Origin of the sequence: Streptomyces sp. NRRL F-2664 (assembly GCF_000719345.1) — a bacterium.
Lineage (GTDB): Bacteria > Actinomycetota > Actinomycetes > Streptomycetales > Streptomycetaceae > Streptomyces.
In genome coordinates this window covers 38,151-51,551 of sequence record NZ_JOFX01000023.1, presented here as the reverse complement: position 1 = coordinate 51,551, position 13,401 = coordinate 38,151, and the positions used below count along the sequence as shown (strand labels likewise).

General features: G+C 71.4%; 10 protein-coding genes. 4 read left to right on the top strand and 6 right to left on the bottom strand.

The window, feature by feature from the left end:
• Positions 1-270: 270 nt before the first annotated feature.
• The 3 genes from IF89_RS44655 to IF89_RS0120610 all read left to right on the top strand — a co-directional run bounded on the left by IF89_RS44655 (position 271) and on the right by IF89_RS0120610 (position 2,458).
• Positions 271-1,029 (top strand): hypothetical protein, encoded by a 759-nt coding sequence (locus IF89_RS44655; RefSeq protein WP_107047322.1) that lies wholly within the window; start codon positions 271-273, stop codon positions 1,027-1,029.
• Between the two features lie 85 nt (positions 1,030-1,114).
• Positions 1,115-1,405 carry a hypothetical protein gene (locus IF89_RS38130; protein WP_420706948.1) on the top strand — a complete coding sequence of 97 codons (291 nt, stop codon included), beginning with the start codon at positions 1,115-1,117 and terminating at the stop codon, positions 1,403-1,405.
• Between the two features lie 657 nt (positions 1,406-2,062).
• Positions 2,063-2,458, top strand: coding sequence for a hypothetical protein (locus tag IF89_RS0120610; protein WP_158717899.1), 396 nt, complete (start codon positions 2,063-2,065; stop codon positions 2,456-2,458).
• Positions 2,459-3,010: 552 nt separating this feature from the next.
• Here the strand turns inward: IF89_RS0120610 and IF89_RS0120600 are convergent.
• The gene (locus tag IF89_RS0120600; protein ID WP_051807341.1) at positions 3,011-4,492 is read right to left on the bottom strand and encodes a M28 family peptidase; all 1,482 of its coding nucleotides are present in this window, start codon (positions 4,490-4,492) and stop codon (positions 3,011-3,013) included.
• A 533-nt stretch (positions 4,493-5,025) separates the two neighbouring features.
• On the opposite strand from IF89_RS0120600, the gene IF89_RS0120590 reads away from it, so the two are divergent.
• Complete coding sequence (locus IF89_RS0120590) at positions 5,026-5,814, top strand: AfsR/SARP family transcriptional regulator (protein WP_051807340.1); 789 nt, start codon at positions 5,026-5,028, stop codon at positions 5,812-5,814.
• Between the two features lie 163 nt (positions 5,815-5,977).
• Here the strand turns inward: IF89_RS0120590 and IF89_RS0120585 are convergent, their stop codons facing one another.
• From IF89_RS0120585 to IF89_RS0120560, 5 genes are all read right to left on the bottom strand, one after another.
• The gene (locus IF89_RS0120585; protein WP_158717898.1) at positions 5,978-6,529 is read right to left on the bottom strand and encodes a flavin reductase family protein; all 552 of its coding nucleotides are present in this window, start codon (positions 6,527-6,529) and stop codon (positions 5,978-5,980) included.
• Between the two features lie 8 nt (positions 6,530-6,537).
• Positions 6,538-8,679: a tetratricopeptide repeat protein gene (locus tag IF89_RS49075; RefSeq protein ID WP_030769986.1), complete on the bottom strand. Its 2,142-nt coding sequence runs from the start codon at positions 8,677-8,679 to the stop codon at positions 6,538-6,540.
• A 216-nt stretch (positions 8,680-8,895) separates the two neighbouring features.
• Positions 8,896-10,116, bottom strand: coding sequence for a hypothetical protein (locus tag IF89_RS0120575; protein ID WP_043194185.1), 1,221 nt, complete (start codon positions 10,114-10,116; stop codon positions 8,896-8,898).
• Positions 10,117-10,934: 818 nt separating this feature from the next.
• A complete protein-coding gene (locus IF89_RS0120565; protein WP_030769981.1) occupies positions 10,935-11,945 on the bottom strand; it encodes a quinone oxidoreductase family protein in 1,011 nt (336 codons plus the stop codon).
• A gap of 567 nt (positions 11,946-12,512) precedes the next feature.
• Positions 12,513-13,085: a DUF4240 domain-containing protein gene (locus IF89_RS0120560; RefSeq protein WP_030769978.1), complete on the bottom strand. Its 573-nt coding sequence runs from the start codon at positions 13,083-13,085 to the stop codon at positions 12,513-12,515.
• Positions 13,086-13,401: the final 316 nt, after the last annotated feature.

Here is a 13,401-nt window from a genome sequence, read left to right as displayed (position 1 = left end):
ACTACCTGAAGGGCATCGGGAACGACGAGGTGAAACTGGAGAAGTACCTGCGGGGCCATCTGCAATCGCCGGCCAACTATGTCGACAGCGATACGGGGGCGCGGATCATCATCGACAGGACCCTGGACCCGTCCAGGCCGGTGGCCATCATCCGCCAGGACCATATGATCCACGCGTACCACATCGAGCCGGAGGACCTCTCCAACTACATCACTCCGCGGGACGGCAAGGACACCGCGAAGTGGCGGACCCCGAAGGACGACGAAGTCAATGAGTAGCCGCAGCGGTATCCCCCGCGATCCTGTACCCGGCTGGCCGGGCTACCGCGCCGAGCCGTCCTACGACCCCGGCCAGAGCCGGGTCTTCCCGGCCCCGGTCCCGGCGGAGCTGCGGGCGCTCGGCAACGACGTCCGGGCGGCCGACTGGCCGGTGCGGCTCGCCTTCCGCAGCTCCCGGACCACGCTGCTCGACACGCTCTGCCGCTGGCAGACCCTGCGCGCGCTGGCGTACGTGTACCTGCTGGCCGCCCGTACCGGAGACGAGCGGCTGCCGGTCGACCTGAGGGTGGTTCCCGACCCGGAGGCGGTCGGCGATCCGGGCCTGCCCGAGCTGCTGGGGAGGCTGGAGCATGCCGCCGCCGGCCTCCCGGCGGACCTGCTGGACGCGGTCGTCTGCGACAGCGGCGGGCTGCTCGCCGACAATCGGTTCGCGGCATCGGTGCTGGCCGCCGGGCTCACCGCCGATTCCCGGCCGGAGGACCCGGACGAGGCGGTCTCCCGCGCCGTGGTGCTCACCAGCTACTGGTACGAGGTGCCCGGGCTGCGCGGCGCGCTGGCCCTGGCGTGGAGCGCGAACCTGTTCGTCCGCTCCTGGCTGGGGTGGTCCCAACGGTTCGTGTACGGCGACCCGGCGGGAGGCATCGGCATCACCTCCGACCCCCGGCCGCCCCGCCCGGCGGCGTCCGCCCTCCCGCAGTGGGCGGAGCCCCTGCTGGACCGCATCGAGCAGGGTCCGGGGGCAGCCTCGTGACCTGGGCCGACTTCGTCGTGAACGACAAGCCCTTCGCGCCGTACACGACGAGGTCGGCCCACTCGCACTCGGGCTGCCGGAGCTGGTGCGGCTGTGGCTCGTGGCGCCGTGGTGGCGGGAAGCTCCCGGGCGGACGGCCGAAGTACTTCTGGCGGTCGCCGACGAGTACCAGGAGGACCTGCCCGACCTCGACCGGCGACGCGACCGCGCGGCCCGGGCCCTCGGTCTCGACCCGGCCGGCCTGCCATCCGAGGCGGCGGCCCTGGCCCGGCTCATGGAGCTCTCTGGGGGACCGGTGACTGCGGCTTGTCTCATCGTGGGGTACGAAGGCGAACCGCTCGATCCCCTCTTCGATCCAAGCCCCACCCGCCCCTGACCGACCAGCCATCGGACCCTGTCGTGCCTGTGTCTGAGCCGCTCATGATGAGTGAGGATTGGGTTCGTTGTGGCATGCCCCCACGGCTACTTGGGGGTCATCGCTGTCGCAGGGGTAGACGAACTGGTGGGGACTGAGTTGCCACTGGGTTAGGACGTCTACTAGCTCAGACTCGTCGGGCGCCTCCGCGGAGGCGACGAGGACTGCTCCAATATCGTAGGCGAAGCCGTCGATGAGTTCGCTGGCGTACTCCCAGTGCTCAAGCCGGAAGGTGCGGTCCGTGTCGTTGTGGACCCGGCCTTGCGCGCGTTGCCTCGAGTCGCGCGGGTCTGCCTGGGAGTGACGTCCACGAATGCGCGGCGGTCTGTCCGCGTTGCTGGGACCTCCGCCACCAGTCTCCTCCCGAGGCGGAGCCCGGTCAGCTTGCCTGTGGGCCGCTTTGAGGCGTCGTTCACGAGGCTCTATCCTCGCTTGTCCCGGCGTCGGTCTCTGGAGATCTTCTTCTGGACGACCCTGCGGGTCATGAGGGTGATGGCGGCCCAGACACCTCAGGCGGGTAGGAAGTCAAGTTCATCGCGCTGGGTCCGTCTGTAGCCTGTCGATCTGTTCGAACGGATGAGAGGGCTGAGGGTGGACTCGCAACGGCAGCAGGTGGGCATGCAGCTGCCTGAGGGGGCCTGGTGGGACTGGGACGTCATCGCCTGGGATGCAGCTGAGCTTCGGCTCGCGGCCGGCCATGACCTCACCTACTACCACGGCTTGGAGCTCGTCTTCGGTGATCCGACCCTCGTCAGTTGCCCGGCGAAGTTCCTCGATCCGGTCTTCCGTGCGCCAACAAGCGAGGAAATCGCGAGAGTCACCCGTCAGATCGGTGAAGAATCGCCTGTTCTCGTTGCCTTCGAGGCGGACGCGGGCGGGCTGGAACCCGTCTCCTGTCTCATCGCCGCGGAACGGTTCGAGGTCGTGTACGAAACGGTTCTGCGGTACTGGCGCGCCGATGCGGCTCCTGGTCAGCGGTTTGCGTCGTGGGTGCGGCCGCAGGGGAGCTACTGAAGTTTTCCGGGTGGGGTCGGGCCTCCGGCGGGGCCGGCGCCGCCGGGCTCGCCGCCTGCCGCACCACCCGGCGCTCATGCGGGACCTGTTCGAGATCGCCACCACCGTCGAGTGGAACCCTGGACCGCTGGTCCCCCCGGCCGCCTGATGACCGCCGTCCTCGCTCGACACCGCCACCGGGCAACTCTCCTGGATCAACTGCGGGCATCCTGCGTCGCTGCTGATCAGGGGCGGCCACGTACTGCACCAGTACCGCGTTCGCCTCCGCAGCGATGTGGTCACGGAAGCCCGCTCCCCCGACGGCGGCCTCTTCGGCGAAACAGCGCCTGGGCGACGCCGTCATCCGCTCCCCGGCGGCCGGGGGACAACGCCCCGGAGGCCCTGCGCCGCCTGGTCCGGGACGTGCGCACCCACCAGGATCACCGGCTGAGGCGACGCCACCGTCCTCCTCACCGGATGGCAACCCCTCCTGGGCCCTGCCGTGCGGCACGGCAGGGCCCGCGGGACGCCGCGGGCGGCACCGCGGGGGCGGTGCCATCGGCGATCGGGCGGTCAGTTGCCGCCCAGGGACCCGAGATCGTGCGCGTAGCGGCCGGCCGCGTCGGCGATGACGTCGATGTTGACGTCGAAGGATCGCATGTCGATGTTGGCGAGGTCGTCGCCGGGCTTGTGGTGGTTCACGTCGTACGCGGTGCCCGCCCGGCCGCCGAACCTGGCCGCTTGGGCCTCGGTCTTGGTGCCGTCGGAGCCGGTGAAGGTGCCTCCCGAGGGGATGCCTGCCGCGAGGAAGGGCGCGTAGTCCGACAGGCCGACGAAGTCGGTGCCCTCGTGCGGGACGCCCTTGGCGTCGAGGAAGTCGGTGATGCCCTTCTCGAGCCGGGCGGAGCCCTCCGGGCCGGGGCCGGCGCCGACGCGGTCGGAGTCGTCCCCGTCGCTGACGAAGAACGCGCCGTTCGGCGAGGCGATCGTCTCGACGTTCAGGTAGAGCCGGATCTGCGCGCGCTGCTCCGGCGTCAGGGCGGAGAGGTATGCCTGCGAGCCCGCGACGCCGAACTCCCGCGCCGACCACCAGGCGAACCGCACCTTGTTGCCCACCTTCTCCTGCGACTTGGCGAGTTTCAGCGCGACCTGGAGGAGCCCGGCCGAGCCGGAGCCGTTGCTGTTGATGCCGGGGGTGCCGTGCTGCGAGTCGAGGTAGGAGCCGAGGAGGACCGTGTTGGCGGCGTCCCCGCCGCTGGTCTCCGCCACCACGTTGAAGCTCCGGCGGTTCTCGCGCAGTTCGTGGATGTCGAGGGTGACCGTCACCGGCCCGGCGGCGGCCTCCGCGGTCAGCGCCGCGCCGTCCTCCTGGCTGATCCCGCCGGTGGGGATGCGGGCGAGGGAGGAGTCCCCGATGGTCCCGTTGATCTTGCCGGAGATGTTGTTGTAGACGATCGCGCCGAGCGCGCCCGCCGCGTGGGCATGGCCCTGCTTGACGGCGAAGGAGCAGCCGCCACGCTTGACCAGGGCGATCCTGCCGGTGAATGCGCCCGCCGCGAAGTCGCCCGGCTCGCAGCCGTGGGTGTTGTCGGCGTCGACGGGGACCACGGCCAGCTCCCCGGTGACCCCGCCCTCGGGGCTGCGGGCGGTGAACGCCATGAGCTGGACGGTGACCTCGCGCGGGGTGGGCGAGTCGACGGTGAGGGATTCGGCGAGGTCCTCGGTGTAGACGAAGCCGAACTCCTGGCGGGAGGTCCGGTAGCCGGCGTTGCGCAGCGCCCCCTCCACGTATGCGGCCGAGGCTTCGTGGCCCTTGGAGCTCGCGACCCTGTCGCCGCCGTTGTAGTCCGCGGCCGACTGCAACGCCCGCAGGTGCCGGAAGGCGTCCTTGGCCGTGGACTCCCGGACGAGTTGCGCCGCCAGGGCGGCGCCGCGGGCGGCGGCCCGGCCCGGGTCTTCGGCGCCCGCGGCGGCGGGGCCTGCAAGGAGCAGCGGGGAGACGAGTGCGGCGGCGGCCAGGGTGGCGGTCGCCGCGACGGTACGACGTGCGGACATGGCTGGGTGCCCTCTCGCGGCAGGTCGAACGGACCGGTCGGCAGGGCCGTGGTCGGCGGTCGACGATCGGGAAGCACGTGCGTGTCGGGAGGAGATCGAGGCACGCTAACCCTGCGGCGGGCCCCTGCCAAGGAGAAGCTCCGAGCCGGGCCGGGCGCCCCGATTATTGGCCGAGATGCGGCGGGCACACGGCCGAGACGGCTGCCGGTTCGCAGTTCATCTATTTTTATTGGACTTTGGCTGGTTCGTGCCCCTGACACCCTCTCGCGTGATCCCGTATCCATTGTCGTGAGCGCCGGTGAGCCCCACCGCGTGCCGACAGGACAGTGCGCCCGAGGGCGCCGGTAGCGCGGGGGTGGCAGACCAGTGCTGGCCAGAACCGAAAGATCCTCGTCAGATCCCGTCAACGGCCCCCCGGCGGACCCGACTTACCCGGTTGCCCCGGGCCCGCCCCGGACCCGACCGGCGGGGGCGGGCCGAGCGACGGGCCGACGTACCGGATCCTGGGGCCCCTGGAAGTCCGCCGGGGCGGGGTGCCGTGCACGCCCAGCTCCCTGAAGCGGCGCGCCCTGCTGACGCTGCTGCTGCTGCACGCGAACCGCCGCTTCCCGATCTGCTCCCTGATCGGCGAGTTGTGGGACGACCGGCCGCCGCGCTCGGCCGTGGCGACCGTGCAGATGTACGTCTCCGGGCTGCGGCGTGTGCTCGCCCCTGAGCACAGCCGCGGGGGCGGCGACCCCCGCAGGCACCCGCTGCTGCTCACCTCCGGCAACGGCTACCTGCTGCGCGTACAACCGGGGGAGCTGGACCTCGACCGGTTCCGCACGCTGGCCGCGCGCGGCCGGGAACTGCGGGCCGCGGGCCACTGCACCACCGCGGCAGAATCGTTTCACCGGGCCCTGGCCCTCTGGCGGGGCACCCCCTTCGAGGACCTCGGACCCGCCCGCCTGCCCGCGCACTACACCGTCCGGCTGGAAGAGGAGCGGCTCGCCCTCGTCCACGACCGGATCGGCGCCGACATCTGCAGCGGCTGGGCCCGTGAGGTTGTCGGTGAGCTGGAGGAGCTGTGCGCGCGCCACCCGCTGCGCGAGGACTTCCACGAGCAGCTGATGCTCGCCCTGGCCGCCGCAGGCCGCCGCGCCGAGGCCCTGCACGCCTACACCCGGGCACGGCGCGCCGTGGTGGAGGACACCGGAATCGAACCGGGACCGGGCCTGCGCGCGGCCCAGCAGGCGCTGCTCAGCGGGGCCCGGCCCGACAACACCCGGCACGACGGCTGCCGCCCGGCGGGCGCCCTCCACCCCGCGGCGCTCGGCGGCTGAGGGCCGCACGGCCGCGCATCCGCAGGGCCACGGGTACGTACGGCTGCCGGTTCGCACGGCCGTACCCGCAGGCAGCCGTACACCAGCTCGCGCAGACAGCAGTACGCCGGTACGCGCGCTCCGCGTACCGGCGTACTCACCCCGCTGACCCGCCCCACCCCGCTCAGCCCCCGAGGCTCCAGTCGAGCCGCCGCCGGAAGTACACGAGGGGGTCGTCCTCCGCCACCGCGCAGTCGACCACCTCGCCCACCACGATCACGTGGTCGCCGTGCGGGAGCACCGCCCCCGCACGGCACTTCGCGTACACCGGGACACCCGTCAGCCGCGGCACCGTCCCGTCCCAGTCCCAGAGCACGTCGGCGAACTTGTCCTGGGAGCTGCCCGCGAAGGTCCTCGCCAGCGCCGCGTGGCTGCGGGCCAGCAGGTGGACACCGAAGTAGGCGTCCGGCCCCTCCGCGATCTCCCGGCAGGTCCGGGAGGTGCGCGCCAGCGCGACGAGCACCGACGGCGGGGCCGCGCTGTAAGAGCAGACGGAGGAGACGAGCAGCCCCGAGGGCCGGCCGTCGCCCCGCCGGGCGGAGACCACCGCCACCCCCGAGACCAGCCGCGACATGGCCTCGGTGAACGCGGCCCCGGACACGGCCCCGCCGGTCCCGCGCTCCCGCTGCATCTCCCGCTGGCGTTCCTGCTGCTTCTCCTGCTGACGGAGGTCCATCCCGGCCTCTACGAGTGCGACCGGTCGGTCGCGCGCAGGCATGTCTCCCGGCGGCTGCGGGTCTCTTCGTCGTCGGTGACGGCGAGGACCGCGTCGAAGTCGGCCACCGCCTGGACCAGGCTGCCCGCCGCTTCGTGGACCACCCCCCGGTTGAACCGGAACTCGGGCCGGGCCTCCAGCTCCACCGCCCGGTTGAAATCGGCCAGTGCGGCGGCCAGGTCGCCTTCCACATAGGCGAGTTCACCCTTGATCGCCCAGGCCTCGGCCAGCTCCGGATCGTGGCGCAGGGCCGCGTCGAGGGAGTCGCGAGCCTCGGCCGTACGGCCCTCCTCGCCCCACAACCGGCCCTGGAGGCACAGCAGATGGGGGTGCTCGGCATCGACCAGCAGACCGGCCTCGACATCGGCCAGGGCCGCTTTGGCCTCGCCCTGGTCGGCCAGCAGGCCCGCGCGGGCGAGGAGGGCCTCCAGGTTGCCCGGCTCCAGTTCGAGGGTCCGGTCGAAGTCGGCCAGCGCGCCGTCGAGGTCGCCGAGTTCGCGCCGGGCCTCGCCGCGGTTGTAGTGCACCTCGGGGAAGGGCGACTCCAGGGTGATGGCCCGCTCGTAGTCGGCGATGGCCTCCTCGATGCGGCCGAGCCGCCGGAGTATGCTTCCGCGGTTGAAGTAGTGGTCGGCGAAGTCGTGGTCCAGTTCCATGATGGCGGCGTAGTCCTCCAGGGCGTCCTCCAGCCGGCCGCTCATGCCGTTGACCTGGGCGCGGTTGTAGCGCAGGCCGACGCGGTGCCAGGTCCGCTCGCCGATGCCGAGCTCTCGGTCGAGCCGTTCGATGCCCTCGTCCAGCAGCCGCAGGGCCTCGTCGGGGCGGCCGGCGCGGACCTCGACCAGGGCAAGGCCGTTGCGGTTGAACACGGAGAAGAAGGCGCGTTCCTTCAGGTCCGGCAGCAGGTCCGAGATCGCGATGGCCTGGTTGACGTACGCGCGGGCCCTGCGCTCATCGCGCAGCTCCGGCGGGAAGTGGCGGGCGTACAGCATGCCCGTCTCGTAGGCGAGGCTCATGTGGTGCTTGGGCACGGTGGTCTGCGAGCGCGCCTCGTCCTGGACGGCGGCGGACTCCTCCGGCCGTCCGGCGGCGGCCAGGCACACGCCCGTCTCGCGGGTGAAAGGCCACCACAGGTCGGGCCGGACGTCGGGGCCCGTACGGTGGCGGCCCTCCTCGCCCATCTCGGCCGCCGCGTGATAGAAGCCCAGGTACTTACAGCGGAGCTGGGCCCAGCGCAGGGCGTCGAGCCCGGCGCCGTCGCCGTCGCTGCCGCGCAGCAGGTGGTAGGGAAGGGCGCCCAGCCGGAGCGAGGGCTCCTCCTCGGCGCGGGCGGCGATCTCCTCGGCCCGGCGGTCGTGCAGGGCAGCGCGCTCGGGGCCGGTGAGGGCCTCGTACGCGGCGCGCAGTGGGGGCTCGTCGCTGATGCAGTCGCCGGCCACGTACATGGCGGCGGCCTCGGCCAGGCTGCCGGACCCGGCGCCGTCGGGGGCCGGACCGTCGGGCTCGGCGCCCGCGGGGGCCCCGGGGTGGTGGACGCGGGTGGTGCGTACGCCGAGTTCCGCGGGCAGGGACACGGAGACCATGCCCGGCGGATCTTCGAGCTCCGCGGTGTCGGTGGCGACGACCAGGGTCAGAAGTTCGGCGGGGATCCGGCGCAGGGCGGCGGCGAGGAACTCGTGGTCGGTGACGTCGGCGTGCTGCACGTTCTCCACGACGAGGGTGCGCGGGCCGTCCCCGGATCCGGGGAGGGCCGCGAGCAGGAAGTCCACGATCCCGTGCGAGACGCGCAGCGAGTGCAGCCGGGCCGGGTAGCGGCTGGCCTCGCCGGGGGCATTGGCCACCTTCTCCAGGGCGCGGATCCTCTGCGGTACCAGGGGCGCCAGTTCCGGGGTGCTCTCCTGGAGCTCGATGTAGTGGCGGGCGGCCAGTTCGGGCAGGCGGCGCAGCGCCTCGGGGGCGACCTGGCGCAGCAGGGCGCCCGCCGCGGAGTAGGGTCCGCGCAGCCGCCGGTGCGCGTCGACCACGGCCAGGGGGGCGGGCAGGCCGAGTCCGGCCCGCAGACGGTCGCGTTCGCGGCGCAGGGGCGCCGCGATCCAGTAGTGGCCGGTCATCAGGACTCCTTCGTGGATACCGCGGCCTTCGGGCCGGGGAGGATACGGAGCTCCCGCATTGCGGGACAGGGGGTGCCGGTTCGCCTGCTGGGCGAAGCGGCGTTGTCAGTGGCGGCGGCCGGAGTCCTGGCGCAGCGGGTGGTCACCGACGCGAAGCGAACGCCCGGGCGGGGCGTGGCGCGTCGAGGTGGGGGGCCGAGCCGACGGGGGCGTCCGTCAGCCGATGACGTGGTGGGTGCGGGAGGTGCGGCCGCGCAGGCGCTCCCGGGCGGCGATCCAGATCGTGAGGGCGGTCTGCCAGAAGGCCATGAGGAGGAAGGCCGAGGAGTCCAGCAGCTCGGCCCAGCTGGAGCCCTCGCCGCCGAAGCGGCTGACGGCTCCGGAGACCATCTCCACGAAGACGGGGGCGAGGGCCAGCAGGAAGGTGCTGAGGCTGAAGGCGTAGCCGGCCACGATCAGCCAGGAGTACCAGCGGGCGGCCCGGCGGTCGACGGGGTGCCACAGGGATTCGTCCGCCAGCCCCTCGGTGCGCCCGCGCAGCCGCAGGAAGCGGTTGCGCAGCAGGCGTACGGACGTGGTGTGCAGGTCCACGCAGCCGAGCATGGTGGTGATCAGCACGTATACGTCGGTGCGCAGGTAGAGGAAGAACTGCCACAGCACCCGCAGCACGGCGGCGAAGGCCACCGCGAGGCAGACGCGGCTGGTGGTGGTTTCGGCACCGCCGGGGCCTCGGGAGGCGTCGGCGACGGTGATGAGGAGGGAGACGAGGACGACGTCGACGACCATCCCGGCGACGATCGGCAGGTAGCGCTTGCGGCGTTCCACGGCGACGAGCCCGTCCAGGGCCGTTTCGACCACGAGGAAGTAGAAGCGGTGCGACAGCCTGGTCCTGGAGCCGATGCCCAGACGCCGGGCGGCCAAGGCGTGGAAGGCCTCGTGGAGGGCGATCAGGGGTACCGCGGCGACCAGCATGACCAGGCTGATGACGGCGTAGTACTCGCTGAACAGCATGTCTTCCGCGGCCGGTACGAGGTCCGGGGAGCGGATCATGCACCAAAGCGCCCAGGCGGTGATCAGCCCGTAGCAGATCCAGGCGGGCGGGGAGAACAGCGCGTGGCCGAGCCGCTGCCAGCGCACCGGGCCCGTCTGCGCGGGCTTCTCGCCCTCGTCGCGGACGAAGCCGAGTTCGCGCAGGGCGCCGATGATGTCGTCGATGTCGACCTGTTCGCCGTACTCGGCGGAGTACCAGTCGGCGGCCTGCGAGGGGGTGGCGCCGGCCTGGAGGCGGCGCACGAGGTGGGCGCCGTCGACCGGGAAGATCCCGTAGGAGTCCGTGTCGGGCCGCCCGATGGTGACTTCTTCGCCGTCCTCCAGGTAGACCAGCGGGTGGAACGGCAGGGGTGTGTCTGCCTCACTGCGGATGCCGTGCTCCGGCATGGAGCCTCCCTCGGCTTGCGGTCCTGACCGGCTGCGGGCGGACGCCGCCCGGGAGGCGCCGTCGTGCCGGCGGACGGCCCGAGTCGCCTCGGGCGGTCCGGGGGCACGACGGCGCCGGGCCCCGGCCGTTCAGATGCCGGGGCTCACCTGAGCCAGGATCAGTTGGGGTTGGTGTAGACCTGGCACGCCGAGGAGGTCAGGCGGACGGGACCGGCCTTGCGGACCTGGATCTTCTTCATGGGAATCTCCTTCACATCAGTGGGTGATGCGGACGTGTCCATCCTGGCGAGGGCCGCCATCGTTTCCCCAAATCTCCGCCAAACGGTTCACGGGGCACGCACGGAGCGGCGGGCCGGGCGCCCGGACAGTACGGGCTCATGGCCCGGCTACTGGGCGGACGCCCGGACACATCGCCCTGCCCGAAACTCCATCCACGCCTGGAACCCCGCCTGGTACGCCCTCGCCCCGTCCTTCGCGCCGGGCGGCCGGATCCCGACCGGCCGGGCCGTCGTCCGGCGACGCAACCACCCTCAGCACACCCCGCTGGGCATCAGTGACCGACAACGGCCGAACCTTCGGACCCGGACGACTCATGCCCTCCGACTCAGGTCACTAGGTGTGTTGTCCCGGGAGGTCGTGGACGGGTGAGCCAGGTCTCGGCTGAGGGATCTTGAAGGGGCATGACCCAGATGCGCCAGAAACCCGCCAGAACTTGATCTTGACCTGCTGAGTGCGAGGCTGTCGGGGATCTTCGCGATGCCGGTCGGCCATGCCCTCGACACGTCAGTCTCCAAGATCCCGGACGTCGTCGCCCGCGATCAGCTCTGCGTCTCCTCGCGGCGTCCCATCGGGGCCGCATCGGGTACGACGAGCAGCTTGCCGGTGGTACGCCGAGCCTCCAGATCGCTGTGGGCCTGGGCGGCCTCGGACAGTGCGTAGCGGCCCGTTACGGTGACCTCAAGTGCCTTCGAGCGCACCCACTCGAACACATCGGCGGCCCGTCGGAGCAGTTCGGACCGATCGGCGATGAAGTCCCCGAGGCTGGGCCGGATCAGGGTCAGCGAACCGCCGTGGGCGAGCCGGATCGGATCAAATGGCGGCACGGCACCACTTGCCGCGCCGAAGAGCACGAGATGGCCGCGGGTTCGCAGGCTGGCGAGGCTCGCATCGAAGGTGTGCGCGCCGACGCCGTCGAAGACAACCGGCAGTCCCTGACCGCCGTTGAGCCGCTTCACCTCGGCTGCGAGATCGTCGACTGCGGAGGAAAGGAGCACCTCGGCGGCCCCGGCACGCTTCGCCAGCTCGGCCTTCGCCGTGGTCGACGTCGTGCCGATCACCCTGCCGCCGAGGTGGGTGATGAGCTGGGTCAAAAGCAGCCCCATGCCACCAGCAGCCGCATGCACGAGCACCGTGTCGCCCCCCTGAACCGGGTAGGCGTCCTTGACGAGATAGTGCGCGGTCATGCCTTGGAGGAGCACGGCGGCGGCTGTCTCGAAGCCGATGTCGTCGGGCAGCGGCACCAGCCGGGAGGAGTCCACGACGGCCCGCTCGACATACGTACCGGGAATCTCCACCCAACCGACCCGGTCCCCGACTGCGACGTCAGCGACGCCGGGTCCCACTTCGACGACCGTGCCGGCGCCCTCAGCGCCCGGGGTGAAGGGCAGCGGGAGGCTGTACCGGCCTTCGCGGTGGTAGACGTCGAGGAAGTTGACCCCGGATGCGGCGACCTCCACAAGCGCCTCGCCCGGACCCGGCCGCGGCTGGTCCAGCTTGACCTCCTGCAGCACCTCGGGACCGCCCACTTCGTGCACCTGAATCGCTCGCATGACCCCTCCAATAACGGTTCACCCCCACCAACTCCGTTGATGGCGATCCGATTCCCGGCAAGCAGACCCCATGCGCGGTCCGATGGGGAATCAGCAAGGGCGTCGAGTCGGCCGGACATCGCCGCGGTGACGGCGGTCGGCGGGCGGCCGGTGGCCTCCAGGACCGCCTCCGCCCAGGCGAGTGGCTCGCCCTGACGCTCATAGCGCCGGCGACCCCACAGGCGGGGGACGGCGTCACGGTGGTCAGTCATCCCAGGATCGTTCCAGCAGGGAACACCGACAGCCAACGGATTTCCTTCGCCCGCCGAGCCGCCCCGGACGGGCCGAAACCGTCCAGCGATACATGAGGAAGCAGCTGGAGTAGCGCTGGGCAAGCGTGGCTCGTCACCAACGCGCCACAGCTGCACCGGGAACCAAGTCGGCCCCGTCGACAGAGCCGACGGGGCCGCTGGGAGGGATGGTAGGTCCTGGGCACCGAGGAAAATTGCTGATCAGCGCGTATGAGGATGGTCCGGCGGCGCATCCCATGCCCGGGCTGACTGTTCCCAGCCAGGTTCCGCCTGCTGTTCAGTGAGCGCCGTCGTACAGGTAGAGGGCGGAGAGCCGTGGGAGACGGCGCCGCATCTCTTCGGGGTCGTCAAAGTCGAAGTCTTCACCCATGTCCTCACCGGCCTGTCCGCGTCTTTCGTTGGGGGGCTTGTATGCGTCCCAGGCCTCGTAGAAGGCGTGGTCGTTGCCGGTAAGGCGCTCGAATGCACAGCTGGCCGCGTAGTTGGCATCCTCGTCGAAAATGGCCTCGCCGTGCTGAGCACGGACCGCGTCGATCACTGCGGGGTGTCCGGCGAGGCTGTCCGGGCAGGCAGCTGCTTTCTCAAACCAGTCACGGCCCAGGGCGATCAGACCGGCCCGGAAGTCCATGAAGCTGTCGTCCGAGCATCCGCCGCCGATGAGATAGGCAGCGGCCCACATGTCCCATCGGTACACCGCCTCATGTACCTCGTCGAATCGTTCCTGGTAGCTGAGGATGTCGACCTGGGGGCGGCTGGCCAACTCGTCGACCAGGGCCTCGGAGAAGGTTTTGTCCGCCGTGGCAGCCGAGCGTGCCGTTTCGATGACGCTCCAAAACTCGTGCATGTACATGGTCAAGCACCCTGCCACCTGGGTGCGACATCCGTTCTTCGAGCTGCCGATCGTCAAGCCCGCCTGAGCCCGGGGTAACAACGCTGCCTCTTCACCAGTCGGCGCGGCCGGCCTCGCCGCGCACCGCCGCACCGTCCACAACCCGCCGCGACTACGGCGACCGCCGCAGCACCCTCACGATCCGGCTCGACCTCTGACCCGACCGGCACGCCGAGGGAGACCCGCTGATGCCCATGTCCGAGACCGCGAAGGCGTACCACGCCGCTCGCACCCCCTGGCCCTACGCGACCGCGGCACGATGAACGCCGCCCGGCTC

What these genes read in the sequence shown, in the direction of transcription:
- IF89_RS44655 (WP_107047322.1), top strand. Translation starts at nt 271, where the DNA reads ATGAGTAGCCGCAGCGGTATCCCCCGCGATCCTGTACCCGGCTGGCCG.
- IF89_RS0120610 (WP_158717899.1), top strand. Translation starts at nt 2,063, where the DNA reads ATGCAGCTGCCTGAGGGGGCCTGGTGGGACTGGGACGTCATCGCCTGG.
- IF89_RS0120600 (WP_051807341.1), bottom strand. Translation starts at nt 4,492, where the DNA reads ATGTCCGCACGTCGTACCGTCGCGGCGACCGCCACCCTGGCCGCCGCC.
- IF89_RS0120585 (WP_158717898.1), bottom strand. Translation starts at nt 6,529, where the DNA reads ATGGACCTCCGTCAGCAGGAGAAGCAGCAGGAACGCCAGCGGGAGATG.
- IF89_RS49075 (WP_030769986.1), bottom strand. Translation starts at nt 8,679, where the DNA reads ATGACCGGCCACTACTGGATCGCGGCGCCCCTGCGCCGCGAACGCGAC.
- IF89_RS0120575 (WP_043194185.1), bottom strand. Translation starts at nt 10,116, where the DNA reads ATGCCGGAGCACGGCATCCGCAGTGAGGCAGACACACCCCTGCCGTTC.
- IF89_RS0120565 (WP_030769981.1), bottom strand. Translation starts at nt 11,945, where the DNA reads ATGCGAGCGATTCAGGTGCACGAAGTGGGCGGTCCCGAGGTGCTGCAG.
- IF89_RS0120560 (WP_030769978.1), bottom strand. Translation starts at nt 13,085, where the DNA reads ATGTACATGCACGAGTTTTGGAGCGTCATCGAAACGGCACGCTCGGCT.